Source organism: Lysobacterales bacterium (genome assembly GCA_016703225.1).
Taxonomy (GTDB): Bacteria; Pseudomonadota; Gammaproteobacteria; order Xanthomonadales; family Ahniellaceae; genus JADKHK01.
Genome location: JADJCM010000001.1, coordinates 639514 through 655806, shown reverse-complemented (window position 1 = coordinate 655806; position 16293 = coordinate 639514). Strand labels below are relative to the sequence as shown.

Here is a 16293-nt window from a genome sequence, read left to right as displayed (position 1 = left end):
ATGCAGCTCAATCGAATTAGCAACCGTTCCAACCGCGCCCGCGGCTTCAGCCTGGTCGAGCTGCTCGCGGTCATCATGCTGCTCGGCATCATCGCCGGCATTGTCGTGCCCAAGGTGTTCGGGCAGGCGGAGAAGGGCAAATGGCAGGCGTCCAAGACCAAGGTCAGCTCGGTCAGCGCCAAGGTCGAGTCCTACGCGCTCGACGTTGGGCGTCCACCCGAGCAATTGAAGGATCTGATCAGCAAGCCGGGCAACGCCGACAATTGGGCGGGCCCCTATGCGCGCGACTCCGATCTGAAGGACGGCTGGGGGCGTGAATTCGAATACAAGGCCCCCGGTGAACACGGTGATTTCGACGTGATCTCGCTGGGCGCAGACGGTCAGCCCGGCGGCGAGAAGTGGGCGCGCGACATCGGCAACTGGGAGTGATCCCGGTCGTCGCGGATCGGGAGTGAGTCATGCGTCGGCAACGCGGGTTTTCGCTGGTGGAACTGGTCGCGGTGCTGATGCTGATCGCGATCGTCGCCGGAACCGCGGCTTTGTCGATCAGCGGCAGCCTGGCCGGCGCCAAGATCCGTGCCGCAGTGCGCGACCTGACTGCGGCACTGCGCCAGACGCGCGGTCTGGCCATCGTGAAAGGCGAGGAACGATCGCTCGAAATCGATGTCGAAGCACGCACCTACCAGGTGCCGGGCAAGAATCCGGTGCAGTTGCCCGAGGAGTTGCAGATGAAATTGCTGACCGCTGCAACCGAACAGACCGGCGATAGCAAGGGCATGATCCGGTTCTTTCCGGACGGCAGCTCCAGCGGCGGGCGCGTGACCCTGACCCGCGACCGCCACGAGTGGCGCGTCGAGATCGCCTGGCTCACCGGCGAAGTCCGCATCGAGGAAGATCGCTGATGCAGCACCGTCGACGCCAGCGAGGGTTTTCCCTGATCGAACTGCTCGCGGCCTTCGTCGTGTTCGCGCTCGGCTTTGGCGTGATGATGGAAATTACATCGAGCAGTTTGCGCAATGCGCGCAGGGCCGCGGAGCAGACCGAAGCGGCGCTTTGGGCGCAGAGCCTGATCGATGCCATGGGGGTTGACGAGAAAATCGAAGTTGGCGCCGACAGCGGCAAGTTCAACGACCGCTATCGCTGGGATCTGCAGGTGAGCGAGTGGGAGCCGCCCGCCGATGCCGCCCCCTTCGAGTTCGCCTCGCTGATCGAGATGTATCGCATCGAATTGGTGGTGCGCTGGGGGCCGAGCGGCGCCGAGCGCAGCGCGAAGTTCGTCACCGTGCGCGCAGTCCAGCCCGGAGTGAACGGCTGATGCGCGCGCGCGGTTTCACTCTGGTCGAGTTGCTGCTGGCGATCCTGCTGCTCGGCATGTTGATGGCTGCTGCCTGGGCCGGGATCTCGACCGCGACCAAGGCCGCGCACAGCGGCGAGGCGCTGATCGATCGCACCAATCGCGTGCGCGTCGCGCAGGAGTTCATCCGTCGCCAGATCCGCAACGCGCTGGCCTTGCCCTATCCGATGGACAGCACCACTGGCGAAACCCGTACCTTCGAAGGCGAGGGCGAGTCGATGCGTTTCGTTGCGCCGATGCCCGGTTACCTCAGTCGCGGCGGCGCCTACCTGCAGACCTTCGAACTGCGCCCGGCGCGTGGCGGCGGGCGCGAGCTGGTGTTCGCGCACGAACTGCTCAACGGCTACGACCCGGACGAACATCGCGATGCCGAGCACGAACCGGTGGTACTGATCGAGGGAATCCGCAGCGCCCGCTTCGAATACCGTGGTCTGGACGAAACCGGCAAGCTTGGCGACTGGGAGGAGGAGTGGGATGAACCCGGCACGCAACCGGTGCTGGTGCGCATGAAGTTCGAGATGGAGGAGCGCAGCGGCTACATCTGGCCGGACATCGTGGTGCCGGTGCTGGCCAATGCCGCCACTGCCGGGTTCCATGATCCGTTCTACGGCTCGATGAACCAGGCGGGGGGCTGACATGCGCCAGCGCGGGATCGCCTTCATCGTGGTCATTTGGGTGCTGCTGCTGCTGGCGGTGCTGCTCGCGGGCTTCGCCGTGATCGCACGTACCGAGGGCTTGCAGGCGCGGCATCTGGCCGATTCGACGCGCGCCCGCTACATGGCCGAGGCGGGCATCTCGCGCGCGGTTTGGGAGCTGCGCAATCCCGACCCGCTGACGCGCTGGGCCGGCGACGGCCGCGCCTACGCCTTCGAATTCGAGGGCGCGAAGATCTCGGTGGAGATCCAGGACGAATCCGGCAAGATCGATCTCAATGCCGTGGACGGCCAGGTGCTGCAGCGCTTCCTCGCCAGTTCCGGACTCGACCAGGATCTGGCACAGCAGATCTCCGACGCGGTCCTGGACTGGCGCGATGCCGATGATCTGACCCAGCCGATGGGTGCCGAGGACGCCGATTACGAACGCGAGGACTACCCCTACGGCGCCGCCGATGCCGGTTTCCAGACCGTGGGCGAGTTGCAGCAGGTCATGGGCATGGACTACGAGCTGTTCCGCAAGCTCGAACCCGACCTGACCATCTGGGGTGGTTCCTCGGTCCCGGGTGCGGGCGCGGCTTCGCGCAATGTGCTGATGAGTTTCCCGGGAATGACCCCGGAGCTGGCCGACCAGCTGATCGCGATGCGCTCGCAGGTGCAGCCGGGCGATCCGGCCAGCGCCACCCTGACCCTGCCCGATGGCACGCCGCTGCTGACCGGCGGGGGCGGGGTCACCTATACTGTGCGATCGAAGGCCACCTTGCCGAACGGTGCGTGGACCCAAGTGGATGCCACGATCCGACTGGGCGGCGCCGCCGGCGCACGCGCCTACACCATCCTGCAGTGGCGCGAAGGGAGCGCCGGTTGATGCCCCAGAACATCTTCAGCAAGCGCTTCGCGCGCTGGCGCACGGCCTATCGCAACAGCGGCTTGCGCCGGTTCCTGCAATGGTGGGGCGGCGAGCTGGCCGCGCTGTTGCCGGAGCGCGTCCGCAACCTGCTGGTCGAGCGGCGCGACGAACTGCGCATCGCGCGCTTGGCCGACGGCGGCTGGGCGATCCGGCGGCTGCCGGCGCGGGACGCAGCCGACGAGCAAATGCTCGCGGCGGATGCCGCTCCGGAACTGCTGCGCGACACCGTCGATGCTTTGCGACGGCGCGTAGAGGTGCCGGCCGATCTGGTGCTGGTGCTCGACCGCCGCGGCGTGCTCGACCGGCACCTGACCCTGCCGCTGGCGGCAGAGGACAATCTGGCCCAGGTGCTGGCGTTCGAGATGGATCGGCAAACGCCGTTCAAGCCCGACCAGGTGCGTTTCGACCATCGCATCACGCAGCGCGATCCGGTCTCAAAGCAGATCGGCCTCGATGTGCTGGTCGCCCCGCGCGCCGCCGTGGATGCCGCGCTCGCGCCGATGCAGGCGGCTGGGCTCGCACTCGACGCGGTTGATACCTTGCTGCCCGAAGGCGCGCGCAGCGGCTACAACCTGCTGCCGCTGGAGTTGCGGGCCGAACGTTCGCAACGCGAGCGGCTGGTGAACTGGGCCCTGGTCGCGCTGGTGTTGCTGCTCGCCTGGAGCGCGATGTCCACCTCCATCCACAACCGCGAGCTTGCGCTCGCCAACCTGCAGGCCGAGGTCGATCGCGTGCGCGTCGAAGCGAAGCGGGTCGGTGGGCTCGAAAAGGAACTCGGCGAAGCCGTGTCCGGCGCCAATTTCCTCAACGAAAAAAAGCAGTCGCACCCGGTCACCATTGATCTGATCCGCGACCTGACCGAGCGCCTGCCCGAAAACACCGCGCTGCAGCGCTTGTCGATCAATCGCGGCGAGGTCCAGATCCAGGGCGTCAGCAGCGAAGCTTCGGCACTGATCACCATTCTGCAGAAGTCGGCGCTGATCGAGGGACCGGCTTTGCAGGGCGCGATCACCCCCGACCAGCGCACCCAGAAAGAGCAGTTCATGATCCAGGCGCGCGCCCGGGCCAAGGCCGTGGAGGGCGCCGATGCAGCTCCTGCCCAAGGCTGAGAACGGCCGTTTCCTCGCCCTGCTGCTGGCGCTGATCGCAGTGGCGCTGGTGTATCTGTTCGGCGTCCACTGGTGGTTCACCGAGCGCCATCTGGTCATCGCCGACGAGATGTCCGATCTGCGCGACCAATATGCCCGCTTCAAGGCCAAGGCCGACCAGAAGCCGCTGATCGACCGGCAACTGGCCGACGTTCGCGAGTACGAGGCTGGCAACCCGGCTTTCCTGCCCGAGGGCGACTTCGATGCCGCCGCCGCCGGCCTGACCCAGCGCCTGAAGCAGATCGTCGCCAGCCACGCGCCCGATCCGCAGCGCTGCCAGATCATCATGAACCAGTATTCGCGCTCCACCGAGCCAGACCCGTTCGAGCGCGTGGTCATCAAGGTGCGTTTGCGCTGCGACCTGGAGCCGTTCGCGGGCATCCTGTACGACCTCGAAAGCGCGAGTCCGGTGCTGTTTGTCGAGGAACTGGCGATCTTCCGCCAGCAGGGTTACCTGGTGCCAGGTCAGAACAAGCTCAGCAATTATCTCGACATCCGCTTCGACCTGTTCGGGTTCATCCGCAAGGCCGGTCCCGCCCGCGCCACCGAAGGACGCAAGCCATGACTCCGGCGCGACGCATTGGCGCGGGCTTGTTGTCGCTGGCCGCGATCTTCGGCAGCCTCGATGTCGCACAGCGCTTCGGGATCGGCTCCGGCCATCGACTGCCGCCGGCACAGCGCGGCAGCGCCGCGGCGCCGCTGGCGCTGCAGCGCGAGTCCTTCAAGCTGCCATCCTGGAGCGACTACGCCATCGTGCTGGACCGGCCGATCTTCAACGAAGACCGCAAACCGACACCGATCGAAAGTGCGGCGGGCACCGGGGAGAATTCGGGCGAAGCCACCGCGGCACCCCTGAACGCCACCCTGACCAGTGTGATCATCACCCCTGGGGTGAAGCTCGCGATCGTCAAGGACAACAACACCGGGGTCTCGGAAGTGGTTCGACTCGGCCGACCTCTGCCCGGTGAACAAAATGGCTGGACGCTGGTCGAAGTCAGTCCACGCGGTGCCACCTTCGAAGGTCAGGGCCTGGGTCGCCAGGCGCTGGAACTGGCGGTGAGCGAGGCGTCGGCCGCAGGCGTGCAGATGCAGCCGGCAGCCGCTGCAGCCGCAGGCGGCAAGCCGAGTGAGCCGGTGACTCCGCTTGCGGCAGCGGCCTCGGACGCATCCAGCCAGGCCCATGCCGAAGAGATTCGGCGACGCATCGAAGAGCGTCGCCGCCAGTTGCGTGAAGAAGCCGAGCGCATGCGCTCGGAACAGACGAATTGATGGAGTAGCGACGTGCCCAAACACGCAATCCGAAACCTGATGCTGGCCGGCGCCGCCTTGGTCTGGCCGCTGCTGGCGATCGCCGATGGCAGCCCTGGCGAACCGGCCGCTGCTGCGGCGCAGTCAGTGGCAGCGACTCCGGCGACCCCGGCTCCGGTGCTTGCCGAGCCAACGCCGCAGGTCCCGGCCGAGGCCGCAATCGCGGCGCCACCGGCCGTGGTCGCTGCCGAGACATCGCTGGCGGAACCGGCACAACCGACTCCCGTCGCGGAACCGGCAGCGGTTGTCGAACCAGTGGCACCCGCACCGGAGGCGCCTGTTTCTGGCGCGCAGGGCGCTCTGGTCTCGGCGACCACGCCGGGCGATGCCGAGGCCGAAGTGGATTCGCGCCGCGCGGTGCAGCGTGGCACTGGCGTCTTCCTCAATGAGGAGGCCGCCGCCAGACGTCCGGAGGATCCGGCCGCCGCCGGTGACGTGGTCTTCAATTTCGAAGCCGAGTCGCTGCAAGCCGTGATCAAGGCCATCCTCGGCGACTTGCTGGGGCATAACTACGTGGTCGCGCCCGGAATCCAGGGGCAGGTCACCTTCGCCACCGCCAAGCCGATCAGCATGGACCAGGCCATGGGCGTGCTGGAGATGCTGCTTGCCTGGAACAACGCCACCCTCGTCTACAAGGACGGCCGCTACACGGTGCTGCCGGTGGCGCAGGCGATCCCCGGCAATTTGATTCCGCGCATGGGTCCGGCCGCAGAAGCGCGTGGATACGAAATCCGAGTCGTGCCGCTGCGATACATCTCCGCCACCGCCATGCAGGAAACCCTGCAGCCCTATGCGCGCCAGGGCTCGATCATCAAGGCCGACAACACCCGCTCGATGATCCTGATCGCCGGCATCCGCTCCGACCTCGAGGCCTATCTGCAGACCATCGAGATCTTCGACGTCGACTGGCTTGCGGGCATGTCGGTCGGCGTGTTTCCGCTGGAACGCGTCGAAGCCAGCACCGTGGTGCCGGAAATGGAGAAGATCTTCGGCGAGGGTGGCCCGACCCCGCTCGCTGGCCTGTTCCGCTTCCTGCCGATCGAGCGCATCAACGCGGTACTGGTGATCACGCCGCAGCCCGACTATCTCGATGATGCCGAGGAATGGCTGCGCAAGCTCGATCGCGGCGGTAGTGAGTCAGGCAGCCAGCTCTACGTGTACTACGTCAAGAACGTCAAGGCGGTCGATCTCGCCGACAAGCTCACCGAAATCTTCACCGGCCAGGCGCGCGCCAGTTCGGCGTCGAACCAGCCACGCGGTGTCGGCGGCGTGGTGCCCGGCATCGAGTCGGTCGAGATCAAGAGTTCCGACAAGAAACAGGAGGCGCCGCGCGCGCCGACACCGGCACGAGCCACGCCCGCCGATGGCATCGCGATTGTGCAGAGCGACGAGATCCGCATCACCTCGATCGAGGAAAGCAATGCCTTGATGATCCGCGCCACCGCCGGTGAATACGACGCCATCCTCGGCGCCATCAAGCGCCTCGACATTGTGCCCTTGCAGGTGCATATCGAAGCCAAGATTCTTCAGGTCGACTTGAGCAATGGCTTGACGATGGGTGTTGAGTGGTTCTTCGAAAATGCCCTGAATAATCGAGCCAACGCTGCCTATCACGCTGCGCGCCGCCTGAACCCGGCGCGCGATGTCTGGAGTAGTCACAGCGGCACTGCCGGTAGCGCGGGTTTGGCTTGGACATTCCTGAACGTGGAGGCGGAGGCCTTGATCACCGCGCTGCAAAACGAATCGAGCGTGCAGGTGCTTTCCGCGCCCTCGCTGGTCGTGCTGAACAACAAGGATGCATCGATCAATGTCGGCAAGCAGATCCCGGTGGTCAGCGCGGTGCTCAATTCTCCCTACGGTTCGGCAGTCGGTGGTGGCACCGATGGCACCGGAACTGGAACCGGCGTAGGCGGATACAATCCCAGCAGCTACGTCCAATTTCGCGACACCGGTATCAAGCTCAACGTCACCCCGCGCGTGAATCCAGGCGGCCTCGTGTACATGGAGATCTCGCAGGAAGAGAGCACGCCGGGTGAGACCCAGGACGCCACCGGAAATGTCCCGGTGGACCGACGCTCGATCGAAACTGAGATCGCGGTGCAAAGCGGTGAAACCGTGCTTCTCGGCGGCTTGATCAAGGAAACGCGCCTGGATGGCAAAAAGGGCGTGCCCGGTCTGTCCAAGATTCCGCTGATCGGCAGATTGTTTGGCTCGACGGATACCGGAACCACGCGGCAGGAACTGCTGGTGCTGATCACGCCCACCGTGATCGACAGCGCCGAGTCCGCAGCCGAGCTCACCGAAGACTATCGTTCTCGATTCAAGGGCCTCAAACCCCTGCTGAAGCGCCAGAATGACGAACTCAGGAAGAAGGAGTAACACCGCAATGAAGATCAATAGCGTCTGGACTCTGGTCGCGACGGCGGCGATGGCCGCACTGCTCGCCAGTTGTGCAAGTACCCCTGCCGGCAAGCCCGAAGCCGGCGATGCAGCTGCAGTTGCGACGACCGAAGGTGGCGTAGTGGTGTCCAGCGATCCGCGCGCCCCGCTGGAACGTCGCGCCACCGACCGCTGGAAGCTGCTGATCGCCAAGGACGCCGCGCGCGCCTACACCTACCTGACGCCAGGTCATCGGGCTGTGCAAACCGAAGGCGAATATGCGAAGTGGCTGGATGGGCGTCGGGTGAAATGGACCGCGGCCGTTTACGTTGACCACGCTTGCTCGTCCAGCGACGCCTGCAAGGTCAGTCTCTCGGTATCCGTCGAGACCGTCGTTCCCGGTGTTCCGGGCAAACAGTCGCTGACCTCCTCGGTCACCGAGAACTGGCTCTTGATCGAAGGTGTTTGGTACCATCTCCCCGAGGGCCAGCGTTGAGTTGATCCCGGTCAGTACTGGCGACGGCAGCAGCTTGCGTTGCCTGAGGCCTTCCTATAGCATTACGATTGCTGTTGCGTAACCGAGTCTTCTGGTAGCCAAAGAAGCTAGCCGAGGCAGGCGAGTCGCGAGCAAAAGCCCTGTGGTCCTAATTAGGAGTGTTGTGATGAAAAAGAACTCCCTGACGAACGCGGTCATCGCGGGCATCGCCGGTGTGGCGGGCATCGCGAGCGTCGCCAACGCCGTGAACCTGAACCCCGATGGCCTTGGCCAGGTTCTGATCTACCCCTACTACACCGTCAACGGTGGCAACTCGACGCTGATTTCGGTGGTCAACACGACCGAATTCGGCAAGGCCGTCAAGGTCCGCTTCGTCGACGGCGGTGACAGCGCGCGAAGTGCTCGACTTCAACCTGTACCTGTCGCCCTACGACGTTTGGTCGGGTGCGGTATACGAAATCGCCGGCGTCACCCCGGCGGTTCTGTCGACCAACGACAACAGCTGCACGGTCCCGAACATCAAGACGAACAGCATTCTGCCGCTCAACAGCAACGGCCAGCGCTACATCGCCTTCCGTAACCTGCAGTACGTCAATCTGACGGCGTTCGGCGGTTCCAACTTTAATGACGCCGGCCCGAATGGTCTGGATCGCACCCGCGAAGGGCATCTCGAAATGATCGAGATGGCGATTGTGACCAACGCTACCGAAGGTTCGCTGGACGCCATTACCCATGATGGCACGGGCGTTCCGGCCGACTGCCCGCAGGTCGTGACCGCTTGGTCGTCGTCGGCTTCGCCGGCCGCCTACTGGCGTGCCGATCCAACCATCGACACCCTGCCCCCGACCGTGGAAAACGGCGGTGGCGGACTGTTCGGTGCCGCGGCGATCGTCGACGTGGCGAATGGTACCCAGATCACCTACGTGCCGGACGCGATCGACGGCTTCTCTGTCAGCAACCTGCACGCTGCTCCGGGTACGGTCAGCCCGAACTTGGCCCAAGCCAACTTCCCGACGGCTCTCGGTGCGGACGCCATCGTGTTCAACAATGGTTCGTTGGTCACCACGTCGTACCCGCTTGCCACCGCGATCGATGCGGTTTCTGCGGTCTACATGCACGACGCGATCTTCAATGAATACGCCGTGTTGAGCGTCGGCGGCACGCCGATTCTGGCGTCGGAGTGGGTTGTGACCTTCCCGACCAAGCGTTTCTACGTGGACAAGGTTGCGCCGGCGATTCTGCCGTTCCAATACGTCTTTGCGGGCGCAGAAGGCGCGGGTACGGCGCCGGTGGACATCCGCTTGAACGTCTACAACCGCGAAGAAGCGGATGGCACCTCGGACTGCTTGGATGGAGGCGCGGATGCATGCGTCGACTTCTCGCCGTCGCTGCCGGGCACCATCACCACTCCCCAACTGTATTGGGAAGCGCAGGTCGTGACCTTCGACCAGCCGCAGACGTTTGATGCGACCAATGCGATCGTTGGTAATACGCTGGTGTTGGGCTCGAAGCTCGCCGCGAATGTTGCGGTGGGTGATTACAGCTTCACCGAAGGCTGGATGAAGATGCGCTTCTGGGACGACACCATCGCCCCGCTGAACCTGCATATCAGCCGTGCTGATGCCGCTGGTCAGCGTTACGTCGGTATGCCGGTCACCGGTTTCTGGGCTGAAAACACCCAGACCACCAGCGTGCTCGCCAACTTTGCCGGTATCTGGAAGCACAAGGGCTCGCGTTGCGTGGTCCCGAATGCCGCCGTTCCGGCTGTTGCCTGCCCGACCAACTGATCGGTCGTTCAGCGTTAGTTCAGAGAACCCCGCTTCGGCGGGGTTCTTTTTTTCTGCTTCGACGTGGTTGAGGTCTGTCGGCAGGCGCTGACCACGGCTGGCCGGACCAAGCGCAGTGCGCTGGCGCGCCGAGCCGTGCCAAGAACAACCGGTCTCGACATCGTCTGAGAACGCGCCTCCGTTGACCATGCGTACGGCGTTGCGCGGCCTCCAACGGCAGTAGGTCGCTCAATCCGCGAGGACCTCGAGCCGGTCCGGCGCTGGGGGAAGCGCCAGGATCCTGCGTCTGGGTAAGGAGCGCGGCGGCCCGCAAGCGACACCGCGACTCCGCTTCCGGTACTGCTTGCAAAGCTGGTCGCCAAGGGTGATCCTGCTCATGACCGCTTAACATTTGCAATGCTATGATTCCCGCGTCAACGTGAGGTACAGGATGAACACATTCTTGAAGGTCGTTGTTCTAATGATTCTTTCCGGATCAGCATGCGCCGGTGACTTGGTGTTGAAATTGGGCACGACCGGGAACTTCCGATATCACCGCATCCCAGTGACCGGTACCGTTACCGTGAGTCCGTCGACCGGCGATATCACGGTCGATCCAGTCGCCGAGACCGGCAGCTCCAACGATGGCTGGTGCCCGACGACCGGCGGCGGTGGTTCCGCTCCGACCTTCACGACGGCGCTGATGCCCAGCACGACGGCTCTGGCGGCCGGCGGTGGCTCGGTTACCTTGACGTGGGCGGTGTCCAATGCCACCAACGGATGCGTCGCGTCCTCTGCGGGCGTGACCGGCTGGAACGGCAATGCCGTAACCAGTCCCACGACGGTCAACCTCACTACTGCGGGTAGCTACCCGTTCACCGTATCTTGTTCCAATGCGTTCGGGTCGACAAACAGCGGCCCGGTTACGGTGACGGTGGCGGAAAGTGGCGGCTCGGGCAACCCGGAGTGCGACACCCGCCCGGCGACGGCAGGCCTTACCCGCCAGACCACGATGACGAACTACAACCTGGGCGGCACCCTCAACCAGCAGAACAGCGAGTTCGGGATCGGCACCAGCATCAATGTGACGGGTTATTCGCCCTTGTTCGGGACCACGTTCAATCAGGCCAACCAGGTCGCCCGCGTCTTCATCGATACCGGCAAGTACGTGGCGATGGGCTTCTCCACCACCGGCGTGGCCACGGGTGCTACCGGCAAGATCTCCTGGGCGCAGGCTTCGCAGGCAATTTTCAGCGTGCAGATCAGTCCCTGCGTAGGCGACTTCCAATTCGTTACCGACCCGATGTGCAAGGCCTCTGCCGTGGAGACCGGCGGTATCGCCTGGAAGATTGGAACCAAGCCACCAACGAATCCAGGCTTCTACTGCTATCTGACGCCCGGCAAGACCTACTACATCAACAGCGTCGCCACTGACGACGGGACGTGGACCACGACCACTTGCACCACTGCATGGTGCGACTGGTTCGTAAACTACGTTGGAGGCGTCTGATGCGAAATCGTTTGATTGCAGTGGCTGCGCTGTTCGCATGCGCAGTCACTGCGGTTGCGCAGGAGGCGCAGCCAGCGGGAGCGCAGTCCAATTATCTGATTGCAAAGCAGGGCAAGGCTGAGGTCTGGGCGATCGACGTCGATGCCCACTTGGCCGCAATGCCCGCCGGCGACCGCGCGGGCTTCATTGATAGTCCGAAGCGCATTCAGCAATTGCTTGGTCATCTGCTGTTGCGGCGCAATCTGGCGCTGGAAGCCCGCGAGTCCGGTCTTGACAAGGGACCGGTGGTTGAGCGTGAGTTGGAACAGGCTGTCGAAGTAGTGCTGATGCGCTACCGCTTGGAGCAGTTGCGCAAGAACATCCAGGTCCCCGATCTGGAGCAGTTGGCGAAGGAGAAGTTCCTGGCCAGTCGCGACGCATTCAAGTCGAGCGAGACCGTCAGCATCGCCCACGTGCTGCTCGACACCAAAGAGCGCACCGATCAGCAGGCGCACGATCAGCTGCTGGCATGGAAGACGGAGGTCGCCAGCGGCAAGACCACGATCGAGGAGTTGGCCAAGGTGCACTCTGACGACCCCGGCGTGCCGACCAACAAGGGCCTCTACGAAAATACCGATGTGAACAGCTTTGTGCCCGAGTTCGCAGAAGCGGTGCGCAAACTGGGCAAGCCTGGCGATCTGTCGGAACCAGTGAAGACCCAGTTCGGGTATCACTTGATCCAGTTGAGGGCAAGAACTCCCGGGAAGGCCTACGCGTGGGATGACGTAAAGGATCGTTTGATCGCCGCAGAGAGCGATGCCTTCATCAAGAAGGAGCTGGCTGACTACGTCGAGCGGATCAAGAATCTGCCAATCGAGGCCAGTGAGGCGAGTGTGCTGCCGCTGCGCGAGCGCTACGGCAAGATTACTGCAGCACCTGTGGCAGAAAAGGAAGCTCCGGCCGTTGAAGCCGTGGCCGTGCCGAGCGACGGCGCGAAGTAGTTTGCCGTATGCCCGGATGAAACAAGCCGGGCAGTGAGCGAGAACGGGAAACCATCGCCGGTGAAGTCCAGACAGCTCGCACTTGCCCTGCTCGGGCGTGAATTGCGCGAGCGCTATCTCAGCACCTTCGCGGGCTTCGCGTGGGTGCTGCTGACCCCGGCACTGTTGCTCGCCATTTTCAGTTTCGTGTTCGTGGAGTTGCTCGGCGCGCGCTTCGGATCGCGGGTCGGTGGCGATGTGATCGCGTTTCTCGCGCTCGGCCTGTGGTCATGGCACGTGTTCGCCGACTCGCTGGCGCGCGGCACTGGCGCGCTGGCCGCGAATTCGGCGCTGATCGCGCAGATCGCGCTGCCGCGCATCTGGCTGGTGCTGGTTCCGGTATTTGGAGCCATCGTCATCCAGACGGTTTCGCTGCTGCTGGTGCTGTTGACGCTGCTGCTGATGGGCAAGACGATGCCAGGTGCGGGCTGGCTGGTCGCCCTGCTGGCCTATTGCGAGTTGCTGGCGCTGTCGGTGGCATTGTCGCTGTTGTTGGCGCCGCTAAACGTGTTCTTCCGCGACGTCGGCACCTTGTTGCCGCAAGTCCTGACCTTCTGGATGTTGCTGACGCCGATTTTCTTTGACCGCACCCAACTGCGTCCGGAGATGGGTGACTGGTTGTTGCTGAATCCGCTCGCGGCAGTCATCGAGGTCATCCGCGACGGCGTGCTCACCGGGGCGGTTTCGCCCGCGCCCCTGCTTGTGCCCGGCCTGCTCGCGATCGCGCTGCTCGCGGTTGCCTGGGTCGTCACGCCGCGCTTCCTCGCGCGCATCGAGGACTTTCTGTGAGCGACTCCGTCCTGCTCGAACTGCATGGCGTCGGCAAGCGCTATCCACGCGTGCATGGGCGCCGCGATCGCCTGGCGTCGGTGATCGACGCCATTGCCGGGCGGCCCTACCGCAAGAATACGCAGGTGCTCTCCGGCATCGGCTTCACGCTGCGGCGAGGTGAGTCGCTCGGGCTGATCGGTGAAAACGGCGCCGGCAAGTCAACCCTGTTGCGCATGATCTGCGGGGTGGCGGAAGCGAGCGAGGGCAGCATCCTTCGTCGCGGCAGCGTCGCACCGTTGCTGGAGTTGGGGGCTGGATTCCACCCCGACTACAGCGGTCGCGACAACATCCGCATGAACGCGCTGTTGCTCGGCATGCCGGCAGCGGACTTCGAGGCCAAGGTGCAGCAGATCATCGACTTTGCCGAGATCGGCGCCTACATCGATGAACCGGTGAAGCACTATTCCTCGGGCATGAAGGTGCGGCTCGGTTTCGCGGTGGTCGCCTCGGCCAAGCCTGACCTGCTGATCACCGATGAAGTGCTCGCGGTCGGCGACGAGGCCTTCCAGAAGAAGTGCATCGCCTGGATCGAGGGCTATCTGCGCGAGGGTGGCACTCTGCTGCTGGTGAGCCACGGCATGTACCACGTGCAGAAGTTGTGCAAGCACGCCTTGTGGCTGAACCAGGGGCGGGTGGAAGCCTACGGGGACGTGTTCGATGTCACCCAGCGCTATCTCGCCTATCAGGAGAGCAAGTCGACACGGCGGCGCGCCGAGGAGCGCGCGCTAGCCGCCACCGGTGACTACGCCGTGACCATCGTGGCGATCAACGGCGAGACCCGCGACGTGCCGGTAGTGCTGGCGATGCGCACGACACTGGACGTGGACGTGACCGTGTACAGCGCAGATGGCCGCGCGCCGGTATTCGCGGTCGGCCTGAAGCGTCACGATGGCACTCCGGTGTATGGCGTCTCCAGCGAACTCGATGGCATCCAGCCGGTCGCAGTCTCCGAACATGTGTTTCGCTTCTCGATCTGCTACCCGGAGCTGGCCTTGTTGCCGGGCACCTATACCATCGCGTTGCACGCCATGGACCCGGAGGCGATCCGTCTGTTCGACACGGTCGAGCGCAGCCTGGTGGTGACTGGCCGTACGCGCGAGGTCGGCCTGGTCCAGCTTTCCCATCGCTGGCATACGCAGTGACGTGCATCGTCATTCCGGTATTCAACGCCGCTGCGGCGCTGTCGGCTTGCCTGCGGACGTTGCGACGCAGCATCCCCGAAGGCACCACAGTGCTCTTGATCGATGACGCCTCCACCGACCCTGCAGTTGCCGACTTGCTCGCAGAACACGTCGCGACGCGAGCTTGCAGCAGGCTGCTACGCAACACCGTGAATCTGGGCTTTGTCGGAAGCGTGAACCGCGCGCTCGCTGCAACTGCCGACGACGTGCTGCTGCTGAACTCGGACACACTGCCGACCCCTGGATTCCTCGTGGCGATGGAAAGGTGCGCCGCGGCGGACCCCTGGATCGCGTCGGTGACGCCGTTCTCGAACAACGCCGAGATCTGCTCGTTTCCGCGCTTCTGTGCGGCGAACCCGGTACCGGAGGACGCGGACCGCGTGGCGGAAGCGTTTGGCCTCGAGACTTCGGTTCCGGTTGTGGTTCCGACTGCAGTCGGATTCTGCATGTGGATGCGGCGCGCCGCGATCGCTGCGGTCGGCGATTTCGATGCGGCCACCTTTGGCCGCGGCTACGGCGAGGAAAATGACTGGTGCATGCGCGCGGCGGCGCATGGCTGGCGCCATGTCGTGTGCCCGGCGGCATACGTCGCTCATGTTGGCCACGCATCCTTCAGCGCCACCGGCGAGCGTCCTGGCGGCGAGAACCTGGCGCGGCTGGTGGCGCGCTATCCCCGCTACAATGCGCTCGTCGCGGATTTCATCGAGCGCGACCCGCTGGCGGAAATCCGGGCCCGGGTTGCGGCCCGACTTGGCGTCGTCACCGCCTGACGCGACCTCGCCGTCCTTCGTCACCACAGGATTCGTTGTGCAGGAACTCCCTTTCACCGGTGAGCGCTTCACCCCCGAGTGCGTACGCGAGATCTGGTACGAACACGTGCATCGCTACGCGCTGGCGCGCCACCTCGCGCCCGGAAAGCGTGTGCTCGACATCGCCTGCGGCGAAGGCTACGGCGCGGCGATCGTGGCCCCAGTGGCGAAGTCGGTGCTGGGCGTGGATGTGAGCGCCGAGGCGATCCGCCATGCGCGGACGCGGTATGGGCTGCTGCCCAATCTCGGTTTTCGCGAGGGTGATGCCACGTGCGTGGACCTCGGCAGCGAACAATTCGACCTGGTGCTTTCGTTCGAGACCCTGGAGCACGTGGCCGAGCAGAATGCGCTGGTGGCGGGGCTGGCCAAGGCGCTGGCGCCAGGTGGCTGCGCGATGATCTCTTCGCCGGACAAAGCCGAGTACAGCGAAGCCAGCGGACAGCGCAACGAGTTCCACGTGCGCGAGCTCTATCGCGACGAACTGCTCGAATTGCTCGGGCGCCATTTTCGCGTGGTGCGACTGTGCGGCCAGCGCCTGAGGTTCCACTCGGCGATCTGGACGCTGGATTCCGCTCGCTCCGCTGTTCTTGCGCAGACGGCGCAGGCGGACGGGCGCTTCGACAGCGACGCCTTCGGCAAGCCGATGTACTACGTCGCGTACTGCGCCCAGCACGAGCAGGACTTGCCGGCGCTGCCCGGGCTGGCCCTGTTCGCCGATGCCAGCGAGAGCGTGTACGCGCACTATCACCACGAAATCCGCAAGAACATGCAGGCGGGCACGCTGCTGGCCGAGCGCGAACAGGCGCTGCTGGCAGCCGAGGCCAACCTGGCCCGCGTTGAGGCGCGCGTGCGTGAACTCGAAGCCGCGGTAGCGGCAAAACCTGCGCGCTTGCGCTTCTGGCCGTTCCACCGCCACTGACCGGATCCGA

Annotated in this window: 17 protein-coding genes; all 17 read left to right on the top strand. The window is 64.5% G+C overall.

The genetic code is table 11. The features are described from left to right. Positions 1–429, top strand: a complete 429-nt coding sequence (gspG, locus tag IPG63_02800) for a type II secretion system major pseudopilin GspG (protein ID MBK6726182.1) — start codon at positions 1–3, stop codon at positions 427–429. Between the two features lie 29 nt (positions 430–458). Continuing rightward, a complete protein-coding gene (locus tag IPG63_02795; GenBank protein MBK6726181.1) occupies positions 459–902 on the top strand; it encodes a GspH/FimT family pseudopilin in 444 nt (147 codons plus the stop codon). Continuing rightward, positions 902–1315, top strand: coding sequence for a prepilin-type N-terminal cleavage/methylation domain-containing protein (locus IPG63_02790; GenBank protein MBK6726180.1), 414 nt, complete (start codon positions 902–904; stop codon positions 1313–1315). Before IPG63_02795 ends, IPG63_02790 begins: the two co-directional genes overlap by 1 nt. Continuing rightward, the gene (locus IPG63_02785; GenBank protein MBK6726179.1) at positions 1315–1989 is read left to right on the top strand and encodes a prepilin-type N-terminal cleavage/methylation domain-containing protein; all 675 of its coding nucleotides are present in this window, start codon (positions 1315–1317) and stop codon (positions 1987–1989) included. The genes IPG63_02790 and IPG63_02785 overlap by 1 nt, the downstream gene beginning before the upstream one ends. Position 1990: 1 nt before the next feature. Beyond that, positions 1991–2875, top strand: a complete 885-nt coding sequence (locus tag IPG63_02780) for a general secretion pathway protein GspK (protein ID MBK6726178.1) — start codon at positions 1991–1993, stop codon at positions 2873–2875. Then, positions 2875–4026: a PilN domain-containing protein gene (locus IPG63_02775; GenBank protein ID MBK6726177.1), complete on the top strand. Its 1152-nt coding sequence runs from the start codon at positions 2875–2877 to the stop codon at positions 4024–4026. The genes IPG63_02780 and IPG63_02775 overlap by 1 nt, the downstream gene beginning before the upstream one ends. Further along, positions 4004–4630 (top strand): hypothetical protein, encoded by a 627-nt coding sequence (locus IPG63_02770; protein ID MBK6726176.1) that lies wholly within the window; start codon positions 4004–4006, stop codon positions 4628–4630. The genes IPG63_02775 and IPG63_02770 overlap by 23 nt, the downstream gene beginning before the upstream one ends. After that, on the top strand, positions 4627–5334 hold the full coding sequence (locus tag IPG63_02765; GenBank protein ID MBK6726175.1) for a hypothetical protein: 708 nt from the start codon (positions 4627–4629) through the stop codon (positions 5332–5334). The genes IPG63_02770 and IPG63_02765 overlap by 4 nt, the downstream gene beginning before the upstream one ends. 12 nt (positions 5335–5346) lie before the next feature. Then, a complete protein-coding gene (gspD, locus tag IPG63_02760; GenBank protein MBK6726174.1) occupies positions 5347–7752 on the top strand; it encodes a type II secretion system secretin GspD in 2406 nt (801 codons plus the stop codon). Positions 7753–7759: 7 nt separating this feature from the next. Continuing rightward, positions 7760–8248, top strand: a complete 489-nt coding sequence (locus tag IPG63_02755) for a hypothetical protein (protein ID MBK6726173.1) — start codon at positions 7760–7762, stop codon at positions 8246–8248. Between the two features lie 398 nt (positions 8249–8646). After that, positions 8647–10035 carry a hypothetical protein gene (locus tag IPG63_02750; GenBank protein MBK6726172.1) on the top strand — a complete coding sequence of 463 codons (1389 nt, stop codon included), beginning with the start codon at positions 8647–8649 and terminating at the stop codon, positions 10033–10035. Between the two features lie 430 nt (positions 10036–10465). Next, entirely contained in the window at positions 10466–11524 is a 1059-nt protein-coding gene (locus tag IPG63_02745) for a hypothetical protein (GenBank protein MBK6726171.1), read from the top strand. Then, on the top strand, positions 11524–12504 hold the full coding sequence (locus IPG63_02740; protein ID MBK6726170.1) for a peptidylprolyl isomerase: 981 nt from the start codon (positions 11524–11526) through the stop codon (positions 12502–12504). The genes IPG63_02745 and IPG63_02740 overlap by 1 nt, the downstream gene beginning before the upstream one ends. Before the next feature lie 60 nt (positions 12505–12564). Continuing rightward, entirely contained in the window at positions 12565–13332 is a 768-nt protein-coding gene (locus tag IPG63_02735; protein MBK6726169.1) for an ABC transporter permease, read from the top strand. Continuing rightward, positions 13329–14516: an ABC transporter ATP-binding protein gene (locus IPG63_02730; GenBank protein MBK6726168.1), complete on the top strand. Its 1188-nt coding sequence runs from the start codon at positions 13329–13331 to the stop codon at positions 14514–14516. Before IPG63_02735 ends, IPG63_02730 begins: the two co-directional genes overlap by 4 nt. Next, the gene (locus IPG63_02725; protein MBK6726167.1) at positions 14513–15325 is read left to right on the top strand and encodes a glycosyltransferase family 2 protein; all 813 of its coding nucleotides are present in this window, start codon (positions 14513–14515) and stop codon (positions 15323–15325) included. The genes IPG63_02730 and IPG63_02725 overlap by 4 nt, the downstream gene beginning before the upstream one ends. Before the next feature lie 37 nt (positions 15326–15362). Further along, positions 15363–16283, top strand: a complete 921-nt coding sequence (locus IPG63_02720) for a methyltransferase domain-containing protein (protein ID MBK6726166.1) — start codon at positions 15363–15365, stop codon at positions 16281–16283. The last annotated feature ends 10 nt before the right edge of the window (positions 16284–16293 follow it).

What these genes read in the sequence shown, in the direction of transcription:
- IPG63_02785 (MBK6726179.1), top strand. Translation starts at nt 1,315, where the DNA reads ATGCGCGCGCGCGGTTTCACTCTGGTCGAGTTGCTGCTGGCGATCCTG.
- IPG63_02740 (MBK6726170.1), top strand. Translation starts at nt 11,524, where the DNA reads ATGCGAAATCGTTTGATTGCAGTGGCTGCGCTGTTCGCATGCGCAGTC.
- IPG63_02795 (MBK6726181.1), top strand. Translation starts at nt 459, where the DNA reads ATGCGTCGGCAACGCGGGTTTTCGCTGGTGGAACTGGTCGCGGTGCTG.
- IPG63_02745 (MBK6726171.1), top strand. Translation starts at nt 10,466, where the DNA reads ATGAACACATTCTTGAAGGTCGTTGTTCTAATGATTCTTTCCGGATCA.
- IPG63_02775 (MBK6726177.1), top strand. Translation starts at nt 2,875, where the DNA reads ATGCCCCAGAACATCTTCAGCAAGCGCTTCGCGCGCTGGCGCACGGCC.
- IPG63_02770 (MBK6726176.1), top strand. Translation starts at nt 4,004, where the DNA reads ATGCAGCTCCTGCCCAAGGCTGAGAACGGCCGTTTCCTCGCCCTGCTG.
- IPG63_02780 (MBK6726178.1), top strand. Translation starts at nt 1,991, where the DNA reads ATGCGCCAGCGCGGGATCGCCTTCATCGTGGTCATTTGGGTGCTGCTG.
- IPG63_02790 (MBK6726180.1), top strand. Translation starts at nt 902, where the DNA reads ATGCAGCACCGTCGACGCCAGCGAGGGTTTTCCCTGATCGAACTGCTC.
- IPG63_02765 (MBK6726175.1), top strand. Translation starts at nt 4,627, where the DNA reads ATGACTCCGGCGCGACGCATTGGCGCGGGCTTGTTGTCGCTGGCCGCG.
- gspG (MBK6726182.1), top strand. Translation starts at nt 1, where the DNA reads ATGCAGCTCAATCGAATTAGCAACCGTTCCAACCGCGCCCGCGGCTTC.
- IPG63_02755 (MBK6726173.1), top strand. Translation starts at nt 7,760, where the DNA reads ATGAAGATCAATAGCGTCTGGACTCTGGTCGCGACGGCGGCGATGGCC.